We start from the raw sequence: 16,925 nt of genomic DNA, 5'->3' as shown, positions 1-16,925 counted from the left end.
CTGATACCACTCAACTTAATTTCTGATCAGACACTCAGAGGTGAACTCGGGGCTGGCGCGGGTCGGCGTCAGGCTGTCACGCAGCTTCAGCGACATGGCGGGCCGCAAGACCGAGTTCTGGGCGCGCGCCAATCTCTGGCGGCAGTTTGGCGACGGCGCGGGCGTCGAGTTCCGCAGCATTGGCTACCCAACCGGCGTGTATCTGTCGCCGGGCCTCAGCGGAACCTGGGCGCAGCTGTCGCTCGGCATCTCGGGAACCATCACCCAGAATGTCAGCGCCTTTGCGTCAGCGGACTATGAGAAAACCATTGACGGACTGGGCCAGCAGCGCTTCGGTGGGCGCGCAGGCATCCGGATTTCCTGGTGAGCCATAACTGGCGAGAGACGCGCTAGCCGTATGAACAGCAATCCGCCACTCTACAGGCAGGTCGTCGCGCTGTGCGGCGACCAGCACCGCAACCTCGGCGTCAGCGGGACGGCGCGCCTCGACTTCGCCAGCCAGGCCACCACCATACCGCTGGGCGTCAGCGAATTTTTTGCCGCCGCCCGACACTTTCCCATCGTCTTCAGCCTGTCCGGCTTCGTGGCGCCGCTGGTGGTCACCGGCCTGCGGGCCAATGAAAATCTGTTTGTCGCCAGTAACGGCGCCTGGGCGGCCGGGATTTATACGCCGGCCTGGCTGCGGCGCTACCCGTTCCTGCTGACCGGGCCGGATGGCGCGCCGGCGATCGGCCTCGACGCCGCCGTTCTCTCCGTCGACATGGCCTGCGACCGCTTCAGCGACAGCGACCCCAACCGGCAGCGCCTGTTTGACGATGCTGGCGAACCTGCGGCGCTGACGCGCGAGATCGCCGCCTTCTGCCAGCAGGGCGTCGAAGAGGAGGCGCGCACCAGAGCCTTTGTAAAGGATCTGTATGACGCCGGCCTGCTGACGCCAGCCAGCCGCCAGGTGCATTTGCCAGGCGGCGCCGTGCGGACGGTTGAAGGGTTCCACAGCATTGATCCGCAGCGTTTCCGGGAGCTTCCGGACGCCACGGTGACGCGCTGGTTCCGCTCTGGCTGGCTCGACGCCGCCTCAAGCCAGATCACCTCGCAACAGAACTGGGCCGACCTTGGCGACCGGCTCGTCGGGCGGCTGCGCCAGGCCGCCGCAGCGCCTGCGGCCTGACCGCCATGGCGAGCCGTCCCGTCGTCGTCAATCTGGGCGCAACGCCCGGAGTTAGGCACCCTTCTGCGCCACCGGCAGAGGTAAGCGTCAGCGGCCCTGTATCGCTGACATCTGGTCCGTTCACGCTCCGGAGCCTGGTCAGCGCCGACGCCACGCAGGAGGTGGTGGACTGGTTCAACGACGGCGCCATGCTGCGCGGGCTGAACCTGGGCGATCTGGCCTTCAGCCGTGACAGCCTGCGCCGGTTCATCGACGGCTTCGACAATCGCCGAAACTATCTGGTCGGCATCTTCGAGACGGCGAGCGGCAGGCTGGTCGGGTTTTACACACTGGACATCGATCTCACCCACCGCACCGGCGGCATCACCACCGGGATTGGCGTGCATGCGTTTCGCGGCAAGGGCGTCTTGTGGGCGACAATTGACGTCCTGCTCGATGATTTCTTTGAGCGGCGCGGCATCGACAAGATTTCAGCCCGCATCGTCTCGCGCAATTTCCGCATGCTGTTCAACTTCAAGGATAACCCCCGCTTCATCATGGAAGCACTGTTGCGCCGCGAATGCCGGGCGCCGGATGGATCGCGCGTCGACATCATGGTGTTCTCGGCGTTCCGCGAAGGCGTGTTGGGCGGCGCCGGCACATGATCGCCCCGGCCTGCGCCACCCTCGCAGACGCCCTGACCTGCGCGGCGACCACCTCTGAGGGCCTGGCGTTCTACAGCGCCACCGGCGCCCTGACCGACAGCCTGAGCTATCAGACCCTAGCCGACGAGGCCAAAGACCTGGCGCGCCGCATGCCGGGCGCAGGCATCCGCCCTGGTGATCGCATCGGACTGATCGCCGAGACCTCGCCGGACTTCCTGCGCTGGTTCTACGCCTGCCAGTTCGCCGGGGTGGTTCCTTGCCCCCTGCCCTACAGCGTCTTCCCGGGCGGGCGGGCCGCCTATGCGGCGCGCATCGCCGCGCTCGCCGCCACGGCCGGCGCGGCTGCGGTGGTGATGTCGCCAGGGCTGAAACAGCTTGGTATCGCCGGGGACGCCGTCCGCACCCTGGCGTGGGGTGATCTTGCGACGACGCCGGCCACGGGGGCGCTTACGCCGCTGGGGCCTGACGACATCGCTTATGTGCAGTTTTCCTCCGGCTCGACCGCCGATCCAAAGGGTATCCTCAACACCCAGCGAGCGGTTTGCGCCAATGCCAGCGCCATTGTCCGCCACGGCCTCGGCCTGGGCCCCGGCGACCGCGCCTGCTCGTGGCTGCCGCTGTACCATGACATGGGCATGGTCGGATTTTCCATCGCCCCCCTGTTCGTGCCGTGCAGCGTCGACTATCTGGCGCCAGCCAGCTTCGCGCGCCGGCCCGAGCTGTGGCTGGCGCTGATGAGCCGCAACGCCGCCACCGTAACCTATGCGCCGCCCTTCGCCTGGCGGCTGGCGGCTGACCGGGCGCGGGATCGCGCCAGTGAGCTGGACCTGTCGCAGCTGCGCATCGCCGGCGTCGGCGGCGACACCGTGCGTGCTGACATTCTCGACGCCTTCGCCGCAGCGACCATGGCGGCCGGTTTCAACCGCAAGGCTTTTCTGCCCAGCTATGGCCTCGCGGAGAGCGTGCTCGCCGTCAGCTTCGCCGACCGGCGTCTGGGCCCTGTCACCACTGACAGCGGCCACGTCAGCTGCGGCGCGCCGCTGCCTGGCCACACGCTGCGCATTGTCGATGCGGAAGGTGGGGACGCCGCCACTGGCGTAACAGGTCGCATTCTGGTGAAGGGGCCGAGCGTCGCCCAGGCGGTAGTGACCGCCGGAGGCGGCGAAACCGCGTTGCAGGACAGCGAGGGCTTTCTCGACACCGGCGATATGGGCGCGATGACCCCTATGGGGCTGATCATTACCGGGCGGGCGCGTGAACTGATCATCCAGCGCGGGCGCAATCTGTGGCCGCGGGACATTGAACTCCTGGCCGAGCAGGCGGCGGGCGCCCGCCCTGGCGAGGTGGCGGCCTTTGGCGTCAGCAATGGCGAGGACGAGGATGTCATCGTGCTGATTGAAACACGGCTACAGGGCGACGCCCGCGAGCAGCTGGCCGAAACGGTGCGGGCGGCGGTATTCTCCGGGTTGGGGGTTTCGCCCCTGGTGACGTTGACGCCGCCACGAACGCTGCCGGTGACCTCATCCGGCAAGATTGCGCGGGCGCTGGCGCGCGCCAACTACCTGAATGGAGCGTATGGCCCATGCGCGATGTAAGCCCAAAGACCATCGAGCTTCTGAAGGATATTGTCGCCAGCGCGCTGTTCCTGCCCCGCGAGCACGTCGATCTCGACGCGCGTTTCAGCTCGGTCGGCAATCTCGACAGCCTGACCTTCGAGCTGATCGTGCTGTCGATCGAGCAGGAGACCGGCCGCGAAGTTGATCCGCTCAAGCTGATGGAGGTCGAGACCTTGCGCGATCTCGGGCGCATGCTGGAGGCGGAGGATGCAGGACAGTGAGCATGTCTGCGCCATGCTTTACGACCTGGCGCGCACGCACAATGGCGAGAGCGTCTTCGTCAATCTCAGCGGCGTCGATGTTCTGATCATCCAGTCGCCCGCCGACGCCGACCATGTGTTGCGGCTCAACGCGCGCAACTACGACAAGAACATGGTGTGGTTCCGCCGCACGCTCGGGGCCTCGCGGTTTTCGGAAAACGGCGACGCCTGGGAGTTGCGCCGGCAGCTGACGCAGCCCGCCTACAACCGCTTCGACCGCGAGGCTGCCTTCGCCATCGCCACCACCTGCGCCAACGCGACCATTGACGCCATGGCCGCCCGCAGCGCCGCCGGGGTGGAGACGATTGATGACGACGCCCTGCGTGATCTGACCGCTGACATTCTGCTGCGCAGCTTCTTTGATCATTCCCTCGCCGACAGCGGCGTCGACATGGCGGCGCTGGCTGACGCCATGACCTTCGCCTCCGAATATTCTTTCGTTCCGGAGGGAGAGACGAGCCGGCAATTTCGCGAACGGCTGCCGCAATTACTGATCAGCCGCAAGCGGGTACTGGAGATGTTGCGGTTCTTCCGCAGCGCGGCCCTGGACGGTCAGCCGCTCATCGAGCGGCTGCGCGCCGCCGACGCGGACAAGGCCTCGGGGGTGGTGCTGGAATATGAGATGATCACCTTCCTCGCCGCAGGGTCTGAGACCTCCGCCGCGACGCTCGGCTGGATGTGTTATCTGCTGGCCCGCCACCCCGCCTTACAGGAAGAGCTCCGCACGGAGGCGCTGGCCTTCTGGAACGGCGACGATCCGGCGGCAGGCGCCACCGGGGCCACGGACGGGCTGACGGCCGACGATGGCAGCGGCGCCTGCCCGTTTCACCATGACACGGAGCACAGTGACGCGGACATCTCGCCCGGCGAGGCCGTCAGTTGGGCCCGCCTCAGTCAGCGCCAGCGCCTGTTCAGATTCGTCGGCGAAGCGTTGCGTCTTTATCCGGTGACGCCCCTGATCGCGCGCATCGCCCTGGGCGACGACGTCATCGGGCCGCACGCCATCAAGCCAGGCCAGAACGTTCTGGTGTCGTTCATTGGCGTCAATCACGCCCGCACATTGCGGCCCGAGCCCTGGTCGATCAACCTCGATGACCGCTTTGACCGCCTAGCCTATGGCGGTCAGACCTCGTTTTCGCTCGGCCCCAGGGTGTGCGGCGGCAAGCAGTTCGCCATGCTCGAAATCGTCGCCATCCTGGCGACCTTCCTGCGCCGCGCCCGCTTCACCCTCACCTCCGAGGCGCCGCCGGTTTTCCGCTGGAAAGGCCAGATGCTGCGCGCAGGCGGCCATCCCGTCCGGTTTGAGCTCCTCTGACCGCAGCAGGCGATATTCAGCGTGAGGAGATCGCCGTAAACCGCATCGGTCGCTGTGGCGACCAACAGGCGCTTTCGCAAGTCAGGGCCACGTCGCCGATGTATCGGCGGCATCCTCGCGCTCACCCGCGGCGCCATGTGCGCCAGCGCACGTTAGCTGTCATCATTGCGTCATAAGCCCAGCGTTTGAGAGGGGGCTGGCGTTGATTCCAGGTCTATTCAGTCGCGCGCGGCTGCTTGCTGACCGCGAACGGGATGTCCGGTTGGCGGAACAGTCATCGGCGCGCGTCGCGGCCCGGCATCAGGCGTTTGGCGCAGCGGTGGCGTGGCTGGAGCAGCTGCGCGCCGCGGTCCACGACGCCGCCGTTGCGGAATGCGCCGCGTCAACCTCCGACAATTTTGCCGATGAGCAGGCCATGGCGTTCAGACCTCCCTGCCTGACCATCCAGGTGGTCGGCGCCTCGGGCGTGGCAAGCCATTTCGCCGTGGAAGTCAGGCATGGCCTGATCTCGGTGTTCCTGCACGGCGGCTCGGGGCGGCTGGCTTTCCTGTCGCCGAACACCGTCGGCCCCAACCTGCTCGCCACGGCGGACGCCCGGCTGGCGCAAGCGATCGCATCCGATCTGCTGGCTGCAGCGGGCTGATACCAGGCCCCGGTGAGCATGACTCATCGCGTTCTGGCTAAGTCAGTGCGGCGCCTGAGCATGTCAGGATGCGGATGCGTCAGCATCTTCGCATCCTGGTATTGAGGCAGAGTTCCAGGCGGCGCCCGCCAGACATTCACGGCTGCTGCTGACAGTTCAGCCCGCTTGCCGCGCCAGCCAGGCCGCGCGGCCATCCCTGCCCCCGCTACTCATGCCTGCCAGCAGCCGCTGGCGTTCGAGCGATAGCCCAGCGCGCGATAGGCGGCGTCGACGAGGGATTGGCCGCGGTCGTTGAGCAAGATGCCAGGGCCCATGCGGTTCATGGTGTAGCCGAAGCTCATGCCGGTGGCCGGGTCGGCGAAACCGATCGAGCCGCCGGCGCCGACATGGCCGAAGGCGGCGTCTGACAGGATGACCGAGCAATCAGCCGCATTGTCGAGGCGGCGATTGTCCATGGATTTCATGAAGCCCAGCGAGAAGCGGGTAGGAATGGCCAGCGTCGCGTCGCAATGGGTCGCCACCGAGACCCGCGCCATGCGCGCCAGCGCATCGGCCCCCACCAGCTGCACGCCGCCCAGGCCGCCGCCATTGGCCAGCGGCGCATAAAGCCCGGCGAGCCCCCGGGCGTTGGTGACGCCGGTGGCCGAGCCGATCTCAGCCGCCCGCGCCTCGCGGGCGTTGGGATTGAACTGGCCATTGTTAAACAGGAACAGCGCCGACGGCCCTTCCCTGTCGGCCATGGCCGCAAGCACGATGCGGCTGCCGCGCGAGGCGTCGTCGGGGATAAACGGCAACACCGGCGCGATGCGCGCCTCCTGTTCCTCGGGCAAGCCGATCCAGAAATCGAGGCCGAGCGGGCCCGCCACCTCCTGCTGGAAAAACTGACCCAGCCGCTGGCCGGTCGCGCGGCGCACCATCTCGCCCACCGTCCAGGCGCTGGTGACGGCGTGATAGCCGTTGCGCTCGCCCGGCCGCCAGAACGGCGCCTGCGCCTCCAGCAATGCGACCATATGGTCGTAATCGTAATAGGCGCCGGGCTTGAGCTCCGTGCGCACCGCCGGCACGCCAGCCGAATGGTCCAGCATCATGGAGACCAGCGTCTCCTCCTTGCCAGCCTGGCCCCAGGCCGGCCAGTAGCGCGTCACATAGGCGTCGAGGTCGAGCTGGCCGCGATCCGCCGCCATATGGGCGCACAGGGCCGAGGCGCCCTTGGTGCAGGAGAACACCACCGACAGGGTGTCGCGCTCCCAGGCCGGACCATCGGGCGCCTTGCGTCCCCCCCACAGATCCACCACCGGCTTGCCGCCCACACTGATGGCGACGCTGGCGCCGACCTCACCGCGCGCATCGAAATTGTCGGCGAAGGCCTCTAGCACACCGGCGAAGGCCGGATCGCAAAAGCCTGATATCTCCCCCTGGCTGGTGGTTCTGGTCGCGATCTGCATGGTTTCCCCCTCCGTGACGCGCCGTTTGGCGGGCGCTGTGGCGCGCTCTTTCGTTGTGGCGACTGCCTGTCTGGCTACAGGCTGTCAGTGGACACGCCGCTTGCCAAGCCCGTTTTGGGGACTGGGGCCACAACCCGGGCGGCGCCTGAGCCTTGTTGTTGGGGGTCAACCTGTTCGTGGCCGCGCATAAAACGGCGAACGCGCCCTCCCACCTGCGGGAAGGGCGCGCTCGCGCTGGTTCACGACAAAGAAGGGCGCGTGGGGGCCAGCGCGTCAGGCTGCGGCCGCCAGCTCCGTCGCCTGCTTGATGGCGCGCTTGGCGTCGAGCTCCATGGCCTCGAAGGCGCCGCCGACCAGCTCCGACGACATGCCCGCCGCCTCCAGCTGGTCATGCAGGTCGCGCAGCGGGTCCTGACCGGCGCAGACGATGACCGTGTCCACCGCCAGAAGCTCCGGCTGGCCACCGATCAGGACATGCAGGCCGTCGTCATCGATGCGCAGATATTCAACGCCGCGCACCATCTTGACGCCGCGGCGCTGCAGCACGATGCGATACGTCCAGCCGGTGGTGCGGCCAAGCGTGGCGCCAACCGGGCTTTCCTTGCGCTGCAGCAGGGTGACCTCGCGACCGCTGCTGGCCACCACCGGCTCGACGCCGGTGACGCCGCCGCGCGGATGGTTCTTGAAATCGATGCCCCATTCCTTTGCGAACAGGTCAACATCGAGCGCGCTGCTCTTGCCCTTGTGGGTGATCAGCTCGGCCACATCGAAGCCAATGCCGCCAGCGCCGATGATCGCCACGGTCTGGCCGACCTCGGCCTTGCCGGTGATGACGTCGATGTAGCTGACCACCCTGGCGTGATCGATGCCGGGGATGGCCGGCGTGCGCGGGTTGATGCCGGTGGCCACCACCACATGGTTGAAGCCGCCCTGGCGCAGCAGATCGACGTCGACCCGGGTGTTGAGCCGCAGCTCAATGCCTAGCACGTCGATCATCCGGCGGTAGTAACGCAAGGTTTCGTAGAACTCTTCCTTGCCCGGGATGCGCTTGGCGTAATTGAACTGGCCGCCGATTTCGCTGGCGGCGTCGAACAGCGTCACCTGATGGCCGCGCTCGGCGGCGGTGACGGCATAGGCGAGGCCCGCCGGGCCAGCGCCGACCACCGCGATATGGCGACGGGCCGGAGCCGGAGCGACGATCAGCTCGGTCTCGCGGCAGGCGCGCGGATTGACAAGGCAGGTGGTGAGCTGGCCGGTGAAGGTGTGATCGAGGCAGGCCTGGTTGCAGCCGATGCAGGTGTTGATCTCGTCCTCGCGCCCCTCGGCGGCCTTGTTGACCAGCTCCGGGTCAGCCAGCATCGGCCGCGCCATCGAGACGATGTCGGCGTCGCCGCGCGCCAGCACCTCCTCGGCCACCGCCGGCATGTTAATGCGGTTCGAGGTGATCAGCGGGATCGACAGCTCCTTGCGCAGCCGTCCCGTAACCTGGGTGAAAGCGGCGCGCGGCACCATGGTGGCGATGGTCGGCACAAGGCTCTCATGCCAGCAGAAATGGGTGGAGATGACGTCGACGCCCTCAGCCTCGAGCGCCTTGGCCAACGACACCACTTCCTCCCACGCCAGGCCTTCCTGCAGCATGTCCATGGCGGAGATGCGGAAGACGAGGACAAAGTCCTCGCCGACGGCGGCGCGGGTGCGGCGCACGATCTCCAGCGGGAAGCGCATGCGGTTTTCCCACGAACCGCCCCATTCGTCGGTGCGCTGATTAGTTTTCTGAACGAGGAACGTCGAGATCAGATAGCCGGCTGAGCCGATGATCTCGACGCCGTCATAGCCGGCTTGTTTGGCCAGGCTGGCGCAGGTGGCGAAGGCGTTGATCTGCTCTTCGATGCCCGCAGCGTCGAGCGCATTCGGCGCGAAGCGGCCAATGCGCGACTTGACCGGCGACGGCGCCACGCAGGCCGGGGTGCCGGCCAGCGGGCCGCTGTGCAGGATCTGCATGACGATCTTGCAGTCGGGGGCCGCGGCGTGCACCGCGTCGGTCACCTGCCGGTGCATGGCGACCTCTTCGGCATTGACGAGCTTGGCGCCGACGCCAGCGGTGGCGTGAGGGCCAATGCCGCCGGTGATGATGATGCCGACGCCACCCTTCGCGCGCTCGACGAAATAGGCCGCCAGGCGCTCGCCGGCATTGGGCACATCCTCAAGCCCGGTGTGCATCGATCCCATCAGGATGCGGTTCTTGATGGTGGTGTGGCCGATTTTGAGCGGCGAGAAGATGTGGGGGTATCTGGCTGCCACGGCGTTTCCAATCATTCTAAACAGTGTTCAGCATTTGCCATACCGAACACTGTTTAGTATGACAAGCGCCATGGCTGCGCTTCTGACGGAAAAACAGGTCAACGCGGTGCGCGAGCGCATCCGCAAGGTGGTGGAGCGGCACATTGCGCGCAGCGGCCCGGCCGGCGTCTCCATGCGTGCGGTGGCGGCCGACATGGGCTGGACCGCCGCCTCGCTGTATCGCTACTACCCGTGCAAGGCCGACCTGCTCGACGCCACGCGCGCCGCCGCCTACGACCGCTTCTCCGACTGTATCGAAGCCGCCTCGCAGGCCGCCGACGGCCCGTGGGAGCGGTCGCGCGCCATCGGCGACGCTTATACCGCTTTCGCCTTTCGGGAACCCGCCGCCTATCAGCTGATCTTCGCCTTCGGACAGGATGAGAGCGGGGCCAGCGAACCATTGCAGCGGGCGATGACGCGGTCGCGCGCGCTGCTCACCGGCTATGTCCGCGAGATGGTGGCGCAAGGACTGTTAGCCGGCGACGCCGACGCCATCGCCAACACCTATTGGGCGGCGCTGCATGGGCTGATCGTGTTGCGTATGGCCGGCAAAATTGCCGACGACATGTTCGAGCAGATGCGGCACGAGGCGGCGCGGCTGATCACCCGCGGCGCCCGCCCCACCGCCGCCCGGACCGGCGCCGGAAGCAGCGGCTGAGCCTGTCAGGTCGCGGATGCGCCGGCGCCTTCGCGGCATGACATGGATTCAGTTGACGTAGCGTTCCACCACGCCACCCTGTCGCGGCCCACCGCACGATGATCATCGCGCCGCCCGGCGAGCGCTGCCCCACTGACGCGGGCGATGGCGCCATCAGGCGCACACGCTTCAAGTTGCGTCAGACCTTGCGCCACCGCCGCGCCGCCCGCAAGCCGGGAATCGCGCCCGCCAGTGGCTCCGGCATGCCGTAAGGTCACCTCAGCACATTACGACAACATCTTTACGTAAGTGGATAACAGCTGACGCCTGTCCACGCAGATGCACACAAAACAGTCACATTCGTGCTATTTACGCTACACACCTTCCAAAGTGTCGGCGCGACTCCCCCTCTGGGTGTGCTGTACGGTTGCCTCCGCCGCAGGTGACGATAGTGTGAACGACATTGGTCAGGCTTGACCAGTCGAACTCTACGTAACAGCGGACAGACAAGGACGCCGCTTCGGGCCTCGCACCTGAATCAGGCGACCGGTGTCCCCAAAATTAAGAATCCAGAGGTTTCCAGTATGAAGTTCGCCAAGTCCCTGCTGCTTGGTTCGGCAGCCGGCCTGCTGGCCGTCTCCGCCGCCAGCGCCGCCGATCTCCCGGCCACCAAGTCGGCTCCGGTTGAGTATGTGAAGGTTTGCGCCACCCATGGCGTCGGCTTCTTCTACATCCCGGGCACCGACACCTGCATCCGCATCGGCGGCCGCGTGTCGTTCGGCTACGAGTTCGCCCAGTACCGTAGCCTGTCGGGCCACGACAAGTCGAACTACATCGTGTCGGGCCGCATCCAGGCTGACGCCCGCACCGCCAGCGAGTGGGGCACGATCCGCACCTTCGTGCGCTTCGACATCGCCAGCCGCACCGGCCAGCAGCACGGCGCCTCGGGCACCCTGCGCAACAACGGCCCGGCCGCCTTCAACGCCACCGGCGTCGACACCTACAACCGCGCTTACAAGTACGTCGAAGTTGACAAGGCGTTCATCCAGTTCGCTGGCCTGACCGCTGGCCGCGCCGCCTCGTTCTACGACTTCTACGCTGCTGACATCGGCCTGTCGGGCATCGACATCAACTCGAACGTCGGCTCGACCAACCTGCTGGCCTACACCCAGAAGTTCGGCAACGGCTTCAGCGCCACGGTGGCTATGGAAGACCCGACCTTCCGCCGCAACCCGATCTTCTTCGGCGGCGCCAATGCTGACGGCGTGATCACCGCTCCTGGCGTCGGCCTCAACGGCGGCGTGGCCAATTCGGCCCTGTGCAACAACGGCACCGTGGTCGGCTGCCAGTTCTCGGCGCCGGTGTTCACCTATGACGCCGCTGGCAACAAGGTCGGCTTCGCCTATGTCGACATCTCGCAGCGCCTGAACGTTCCGGACTTCGTCGCCAATCTGCGCGTTGACCAGAGCTGGGGCTCGGCCCAGCTGTCGGTCGCCGCACACCAGATGTCGGTCGGCAATTTCGTCTCCGGCGGCTCGGTCAACGGTGGCTTCGCCCAGCGTCCTGACGCCAAGTGGGGCTACGCTGTCCAGGGCGGCGTGAAGTTCAACCTGCCGTTCCTTGCTCCGGGCGACGCCCTGTGGCTGCAGGCCGCCTACGCCAAGGGCGCCATGTCCTACACCGGCATGGACGGCGCTGTCGGTCGTGACAGCACCTTCGCTGCTGGCATCGCTGGCGGTTCGCGCTTCGGCGTCTACAAGGTCGACGGCTATGTCGATCCGACCACCGGCGACATCAAGCAGACCGAAACCTGGTCGGTGTCGGCAGCCCTGCTGCACTACTGGACCCCTCAGCTGCGTTCGGGCTTCTCGGCTTCTTATGGCCAGCTGAAGTTCCCGTCGGGTGCCCGCGTCAATGGTCCGATGGGCAACCTGAACACCGCCGCTGGCATGTACAACGTCGCCTTCCGCGACTACAGCCAGTTCATCGGTTCGGGTAACCTCGTCTGGTCGCCGGTCAAGGATCTGGATATCGGCGTTGAGGTGCTCTACGAGCGCATCGACATCCGCAAGGGCCGCGTGCTTGACAACAACAAGTACGGCAACCTGACCGGCAAGACCACGACCTTCGACGACAACTGGCTGACGCGCCTGCGCATCGACCGCACCTTCTGATCAGGAGCCTGGGCTTCTGGCATGGCGTCGCCATGCCAGGGGACCAGATGCTGGCGTGCGAAATCCCGGCCACTGGCCGGGATTTTTGCGTTTGCGTACAGGGATTGGTGGATGGTGGACAACGCTGCGGCATGCGTCGCGTCAGCCCCGGCACACCAGGCGGCGATGCGCATGACCCATCGGGAGGAGCGCGAGTCTGAGCGGCGTCTGAGCCTTGCAGGTCGTGGGCGCGACCTTGTTATCGCCGCCGGCCAGGAGGCCGACCACCTGGCGCCTCAGGCCTTACCGTCACCGTAGAGCGCCTGCTCGGTCACTGGCGCCTCCCGGGTTTCCGCGCCGGTCTCGCCGCCGGTCGCCGCCGCCCGACCGCGTGATGAAAACATCGCGCCACGGGCGTCGACCACGGGCGCAAACGCCCGGAAGCCGGTCTTGCGCGGCATGTCGATATACACCGCCTCCATGCCGCCGCGCATGAAATAGGCCTCGTGCCAGAAGCCGGTTCCAGCCGGATCGCGCACGAAGCTGCGCCACCAGTCGGCGTGCGGCGCGCTGCGCGACCACGCCTCGAGCGCGTCGAAATCCCGCCAGTACTGGCGGATGCCGACATGCGGCGGGAACAGCGAAAACAGAAAGGTCTGGTGGTGCAGCAGCCCGTCCGGCCGCTGGCGGGCGGCGCCGGAGATGCGCGGCCCAAAGCCTAGCAGCGTCCGCACGCCCATCCAGGCGTTCACCCGCATGCCGAGATAGATCACGACAAGACCAGGATAGCCGGAGAGATCGACCGTATCACGTTGCATGGCGCCAGCACCCGATGAGCGTGACTCATCGGGTGCTGGCTAAGCCCTTGCTGCGTCTGAGCATTTCAGGATGCGGATGCGTCAGCATCCTCGCATCCTGGGATGGCTCCCCCCTTCGGGGCCGCAGCACGCGCGTCCCCCGACTGCGCACGCCTGAACGAAAAAGGGGCAAGCGGCGACCGCTTCCCCCTGGGTTTCAGCGCATCGGCGGCGCGTAGAGCACGCCGCCCATATTCCAGAGCTGGTTGAGCCCGCGTGGCACCGCCAGTTTGGTGGCGGCGCCGAGGTTACGGTCATAGATCTCGGCGTAATTGCCCGTCGCCTTCACCGCGCGAACCGCCCAGTCCGGATCAAGGCCCAGCGCCTTGCCATAACCGCCTTCAGCGCCGGTAAAGCGCCGCACTTCCGGCTTCTTCGATTCCAGCGCCTTGTCGATGTCGGCGGTGGCGATGCCCAGCTCCTCGGCGTTGACCAGGGCGAAATTCACCCATTTCACCAGATTGTACCAGGCGATGTCGTCATTGCGCACCACCGGGCCCAGCGGCTCCTTGGAAATCACGTCCGGCAGGACCACGGCGTCAGCCGGCTTCTCCAGCCGCAGCCGCTCGCCGTAGAGGGCCGACTGGTCGCGGGTCAGCACATTGCACTTGCCATCGCGAAACGCGGCGAACGCCTCTGGACCGCTTGGGAAGGCGAATTCCTCATAGGTCATGGAATTGCCGCGGAAGAAATCCGCCAGATTGAGCTGGGTGGTGGTGCCCTGCTCCACACAGATCTTCGCCTTGTCGAGACCCAGGGCGCTGTCGACCCCAAGGTCGCGCTTCACCAGAAAGCCCTGACCGTCATGATAGGTGATGCCGGCGAACAGCACGCCCTGCAGCGCCTCGCGCTCCAGCGTCCAGGTCGAGTTGCGGGCAAGGAGATCAATCTCCTTGTTGCGCAACGCCTCAAAACGCTGCTGCGCCGTCAGTGGCTTGAAGCTGACCTTTTTGGGGTCATTCAGCACCGCGGCGGCGACAGCGCGGCAGAAATCCACGTCGAAGCCCTGCCATTCGCCATTGGCGGTCTTTTCGGAAAAGCCGATGACCCCATCAGAGACGCCGCAACGCAGCTCGCCGCGCTGGCGCACGTCGTCGAGCACGCCCGCGCCAGCAGCAGCAGGCGCAATGACGCCGAGCGCCACAATGGCGGCGGCGCCGTATTTTCCGATGGTCGACCAGGCCTGTCGCAGTGCCATTGTTCCCCCTCCCGCAATCCGGTTGCCGATGTTCGCGCCAGGCGCCCCGCATCCCGGTTCAGGCTTACGCCTTCCGGAATGGCCGCCGCGCGCCCTGTGCCGTTACAGGGTGGCCTTGTGACGGATGATGACCTTGGTGCCGACGGGCACCCGTGAATACAGATCGATGATGTCGCCGTTCGCCAGGCGGAAACAGCCGGACGAAATCGCCTGGCCGATGGTCTCCGGCTGGTTGGTGCCGTGGATACGGAACACGGTGGAGCCCAAGTAAAGCGCGCGCGCCCCCATGGGGTTGCCAGGACCACCGGCCATAAAGCGCGGCAGATAGGGCTGGCGCTTCAGCATGTCCGGCGGCGGGCGCCAGTCAGGCCACTCGGCCTTGCGCGTCACCTGCACCTGGCCGGACCACTGGAAGCCCTCACGCCCGACGCCAATGCCATAGCGCAGCGCGCGGCCATTACCCTGCACCACATAAAGGAAGCGCTCGCCGCTATGGATGATCACCGTGCCTGGCGCCTCACTGGTGCGATAAAGCACCATCTGGCGAGCAAATGGACCATCCGTGATCGTCACCTCCCCGGTGGAGACACGGCCTGGCTCATCGCCAATATCCATGGTCTCACGGAAGTCCGCCGGTGGCCGCGGCGGCGGCAGCGGCTGCGCCATGGCGGTCTGCACAAGGCCTGTCAGGGCCAGCGCGGGCAGGCTGGCGAGAAGCGCTCTCAGCGCAGTGGCGCGTCGCATGGTCATTTCACTCCACTTGGTGCGGACGCCGGCGGCGCGCGCAGCGACGCCGGAAGCGCCGGGTCAGATCGGCCCGCGGGGGCTGATGCTTGACCCGGCGCTGCAATCATCTGGCGCCGCCCCCGGCACGCCTCAGGCGCGCAGTCACGGGGCGCGACGGCGCCTCAGCGGCAACGACTGAAGATGAAGGTGCCGTAACGGCGATGGGCGTCGGGATCGACGAAGCGCATCTCGATCAGATCTGGCGAGATCGAGATGATCTCGCGATCCCCCGGATCGCCCGCCGGCGATTCAAAGCCGATATAATTGCGGCCATCGGCGGCGGCCTTGAGCCGCAACTCATACAGCTTGGGATCGTCAGCCACATGCATCATCACCCCATCATTAGGCCCGAGGGCGATGACATAAGGCTGCTTGCACTGGTCCCTGGCCTGGGTCTCAGTGCGCTTGCGGTCCTTGACGTCGTGGTAAGAGGCGATGCCCCATTTGCCGACGAAGGCGTCGCGGGTGATGCCAGCAGGCGCCGGGGCCCGCGCCGGGCCGCCACGCATGGAGCCGCCGTCAAATGCGCAGCCGGCCAGCACGACAGCGGTCAGCGCCGCTGCGGACAGGCTCCAGATCGCCGCGCGCGCATGCGCGGCAGCCTCACCTCGTGACGTCATGTTCCACCCCTTTGCGCCGGTCGCAGCGCCGGCGTCGACCCCGTCGCCCCGCGCGCCAGCCTGAAGATCGCCGCCGACCAGCCGCGATGATTTGCCCGCAGAATGATTGCAAATGCACCGGTATTCAAGGTGGAAACGGTCAATGACCAGTTAATGCGGGCCAGATAGCTAAACTGACGCAGCAATCAATGCTGGCGAACCTATGACGGCCTGGAGACTGACAGGTGGCGTCCATAGCTCCCGTCGGCGTGAGTTGAAGGCCTCCCGACGAGGCGCGCCCTGCTCACGTAGTGTCACTGTCGAGGTAGCTGAGGTACCAGTTCCTGACGTCCTGGACGCACGCCGCGTTGGCGCTTACCGCCCTTCCCCCAAACCAGATATTGATCGGCCTGAAACGCTCGGGCAAAGGGACGAAACCAGCCTTCCTCAACGATCTGTAGTTGGGTGACCATGGATAGGCCCAGGCAAGCGCCAGTTCGACCTCGCGATCCGCCAATCGCCCCAATTCGCACACCAGCAAGGCGTCCAGTGTCGCCCCCCCCAGCGCCTCCATCACATAGGCGATGCGGCCGCCATGCTTCTCGGCTTCGCGCGTGACCACGATGGCCGGTTTTCTGTCGTCAGTATCTGCCACCACCCGATACACGGGCGCCGATGGCCCCTCAAACAGACGATGCTGTAGAAACGCCCTGTCGCGTATAATGCTGACGCCGACCTGCGGAGCGACGCTGTCCCACAGCGCATCGCCCCATGCCCCAATCTGCTCTATGCGAGGAACCCCAGCGTCGCAGCGCGCCAAAGTGACCCGCAGATTGCTGGAGAAACCCAGCTTGCGCATGAAATAGCCACTGCGCAGCGGTTTGATCATGAAAGGCGTCTGACCATGGCGATGCCAGCCCAGCCTACCAAACCAGGCTGGCGCAGCGTTGTTATTGGGAACCCCCCAAACCAGATCAGCGCCGGCTTCCATCGCATAGGCATGATAAGCCTGCGCCAGACGAGAGAACACGCCCCTGCCGCGCGCCCGCTCTGACACAAAGCTATCGACCGCCTGCAGCGCGACGCCTTTAGCGGAACTTAGCTGGACGCTACGGCGAATGTAGCCGCTGACGCCAATGACCACACCGGCTTCCCGCGCTACTGCAAACGGCATCGGGTTGCCCTGAAAGGTCCATTCAATGGCATGGCGGCCAGCCTGCCCGCGGTCCATATCGGTTTCGCCATAAGCCTCGATAAGTTCTTC

At 66.2% G+C, this 16,925-nt stretch carries 16 protein-coding genes; 9 read left to right on the top strand and 7 right to left on the bottom strand.

Annotated elements, in window-relative coordinates; all coding sequences use genetic code 11:
* The first annotated feature begins 40 nt into the window (after positions 1-40).
* The 7 genes from AC6A67_RS07865 to AC6A67_RS07835 all read left to right on the top strand — a co-directional run bounded on the left by AC6A67_RS07865 (position 41) and on the right by AC6A67_RS07835 (position 5,646).
* The gene (locus tag AC6A67_RS07865) at positions 41-367 is read left to right on the top strand and encodes an autotransporter outer membrane beta-barrel domain-containing protein (RefSeq protein WP_498035998.1); all 327 of its coding nucleotides are present in this window, start codon (positions 41-43) and stop codon (positions 365-367) included.
* A 30-nt stretch (positions 368-397) separates the two neighbouring features.
* Entirely contained in the window at positions 398-1,168 is a 771-nt protein-coding gene (locus tag AC6A67_RS07860) for a SapC family protein (RefSeq protein ID WP_498035997.1), read from the top strand.
* Positions 1,169-1,173: 5 nt separating this feature from the next.
* Positions 1,174-1,812, top strand: coding sequence for a GNAT family N-acetyltransferase (locus AC6A67_RS07855; RefSeq protein ID WP_498035996.1), 639 nt, complete (start codon positions 1,174-1,176; stop codon positions 1,810-1,812).
* Complete coding sequence (locus tag AC6A67_RS07850) at positions 1,809-3,407, top strand: AMP-binding protein (protein ID WP_498035995.1); 1,599 nt, start codon at positions 1,809-1,811, stop codon at positions 3,405-3,407. Before AC6A67_RS07855 ends, AC6A67_RS07850 begins: the two co-directional genes overlap by 4 nt.
* Complete coding sequence (locus AC6A67_RS07845) at positions 3,395-3,649, top strand: acyl carrier protein (RefSeq protein ID WP_498035994.1); 255 nt, start codon at positions 3,395-3,397, stop codon at positions 3,647-3,649. Before AC6A67_RS07850 ends, AC6A67_RS07845 begins: the two co-directional genes overlap by 13 nt.
* Positions 3,636-5,003 carry a cytochrome P450 gene (locus tag AC6A67_RS07840; protein WP_498035993.1) on the top strand — a complete coding sequence of 456 codons (1,368 nt, stop codon included), beginning with the start codon at positions 3,636-3,638 and terminating at the stop codon, positions 5,001-5,003. Before AC6A67_RS07845 ends, AC6A67_RS07840 begins: the two co-directional genes overlap by 14 nt.
* Positions 5,004-5,265: 262 nt before the next feature.
* Entirely contained in the window at positions 5,266-5,646 is a 381-nt protein-coding gene (locus AC6A67_RS07835) for a hypothetical protein (protein ID WP_498035992.1), read from the top strand.
* A gap of 209 nt (positions 5,647-5,855) precedes the next feature.
* On the opposite strand, the gene AC6A67_RS07830 is transcribed toward AC6A67_RS07835, so the two are convergent.
* Both AC6A67_RS07830 and AC6A67_RS07825 read right to left on the bottom strand, forming a co-directional pair.
* Positions 5,856-7,091, bottom strand: coding sequence for a serine hydrolase domain-containing protein (locus AC6A67_RS07830; protein WP_498035991.1), 1,236 nt, complete (start codon positions 7,089-7,091; stop codon positions 5,856-5,858).
* Between the two features lie 273 nt (positions 7,092-7,364).
* The gene (locus AC6A67_RS07825) at positions 7,365-9,392 is read right to left on the bottom strand and encodes an oxidoreductase (RefSeq protein WP_498035990.1); all 2,028 of its coding nucleotides are present in this window, start codon (positions 9,390-9,392) and stop codon (positions 7,365-7,367) included.
* A 70-nt stretch (positions 9,393-9,462) separates the two neighbouring features.
* On the opposite strand from AC6A67_RS07825, the gene AC6A67_RS07820 reads away from it, so the two are divergent.
* Positions 9,463-10,089 (top strand): TetR/AcrR family transcriptional regulator, encoded by a 627-nt coding sequence (locus tag AC6A67_RS07820; protein ID WP_498035989.1) that lies wholly within the window; start codon positions 9,463-9,465, stop codon positions 10,087-10,089.
* A gap of 563 nt (positions 10,090-10,652) precedes the next feature.
* The gene (locus AC6A67_RS07815) at positions 10,653-12,242 is read left to right on the top strand and encodes a porin (protein ID WP_498035988.1); all 1,590 of its coding nucleotides are present in this window, start codon (positions 10,653-10,655) and stop codon (positions 12,240-12,242) included.
* A gap of 275 nt (positions 12,243-12,517) precedes the next feature.
* On the opposite strand, the gene AC6A67_RS07810 is transcribed toward AC6A67_RS07815, so the two are convergent.
* The 5 genes from AC6A67_RS07810 to AC6A67_RS07790 form a co-directional block, all read right to left on the bottom strand.
* Positions 12,518-13,039 (bottom strand): DUF4188 domain-containing protein, encoded by a 522-nt coding sequence (locus tag AC6A67_RS07810; RefSeq protein ID WP_498035987.1) that lies wholly within the window; start codon positions 13,037-13,039, stop codon positions 12,518-12,520.
* A 196-nt stretch (positions 13,040-13,235) separates the two neighbouring features.
* Positions 13,236-14,276, bottom strand: a complete 1,041-nt coding sequence (locus AC6A67_RS07805; RefSeq protein WP_498035986.1) for an amino acid ABC transporter substrate-binding protein — start codon at positions 14,274-14,276, stop codon at positions 13,236-13,238.
* Between the two features lie 102 nt (positions 14,277-14,378).
* On the bottom strand, positions 14,379-15,020 hold the full coding sequence (locus AC6A67_RS07800) for a L,D-transpeptidase (RefSeq protein ID WP_498035985.1): 642 nt from the start codon (positions 15,018-15,020) through the stop codon (positions 14,379-14,381).
* 164 nt (positions 15,021-15,184) lie between these two features.
* Positions 15,185-15,682, bottom strand: coding sequence for a hypothetical protein (locus tag AC6A67_RS07795; RefSeq protein ID WP_498035984.1), 498 nt, complete (start codon positions 15,680-15,682; stop codon positions 15,185-15,187).
* A 283-nt stretch (positions 15,683-15,965) separates the two neighbouring features.
* On the bottom strand, positions 15,966-16,925 hold a 960-nt coding region (locus tag AC6A67_RS07790), incomplete at its 5' end, for a GNAT family N-acetyltransferase (RefSeq protein ID WP_498035983.1).

Source organism: Camelimonas sp. FR25 (genome assembly GCF_059740505.1).
Note: the sequence above shows the minus strand (reverse complement) of the source record. Positions and strands in the feature narration are given on the sequence as shown.

Bases quoted from the DNA above. Each gene is read 5' to 3' on its own strand.
- AC6A67_RS07860 (WP_498035997.1), top strand. From the start codon at position 398: ATGAACAGCAATCCGCCACTCTACAGGCAGGTCGTCGCGCTGTGCGGC.
- AC6A67_RS07855 (WP_498035996.1), top strand. From the start codon at position 1,174: ATGGCGAGCCGTCCCGTCGTCGTCAATCTGGGCGCAACGCCCGGAGTT.
- AC6A67_RS07850 (WP_498035995.1), top strand. From the start codon at position 1,809: ATGATCGCCCCGGCCTGCGCCACCCTCGCAGACGCCCTGACCTGCGCG.
- AC6A67_RS07845 (WP_498035994.1), top strand. From the start codon at position 3,395: ATGCGCGATGTAAGCCCAAAGACCATCGAGCTTCTGAAGGATATTGTC.
- AC6A67_RS07840 (WP_498035993.1), top strand. From the start codon at position 3,636: ATGCAGGACAGTGAGCATGTCTGCGCCATGCTTTACGACCTGGCGCGC.
- AC6A67_RS07830 (WP_498035991.1), bottom strand. From the start codon at position 7,091: ATGCAGATCGCGACCAGAACCACCAGCCAGGGGGAGATATCAGGCTTT.
- AC6A67_RS07820 (WP_498035989.1), top strand. From the start codon at position 9,463: ATGGCTGCGCTTCTGACGGAAAAACAGGTCAACGCGGTGCGCGAGCGC.
- AC6A67_RS07815 (WP_498035988.1), top strand. From the start codon at position 10,653: ATGAAGTTCGCCAAGTCCCTGCTGCTTGGTTCGGCAGCCGGCCTGCTG.
- AC6A67_RS07810 (WP_498035987.1), bottom strand. From the start codon at position 13,039: ATGCAACGTGATACGGTCGATCTCTCCGGCTATCCTGGTCTTGTCGTG.
- AC6A67_RS07805 (WP_498035986.1), bottom strand. From the start codon at position 14,276: ATGGCACTGCGACAGGCCTGGTCGACCATCGGAAAATACGGCGCCGCC.
- AC6A67_RS07800 (WP_498035985.1), bottom strand. From the start codon at position 15,020: ATGCGACGCGCCACTGCGCTGAGAGCGCTTCTCGCCAGCCTGCCCGCG.
- AC6A67_RS07795 (WP_498035984.1), bottom strand. From the start codon at position 15,682: ATGACGTCACGAGGTGAGGCTGCCGCGCATGCGCGCGCGGCGATCTGG.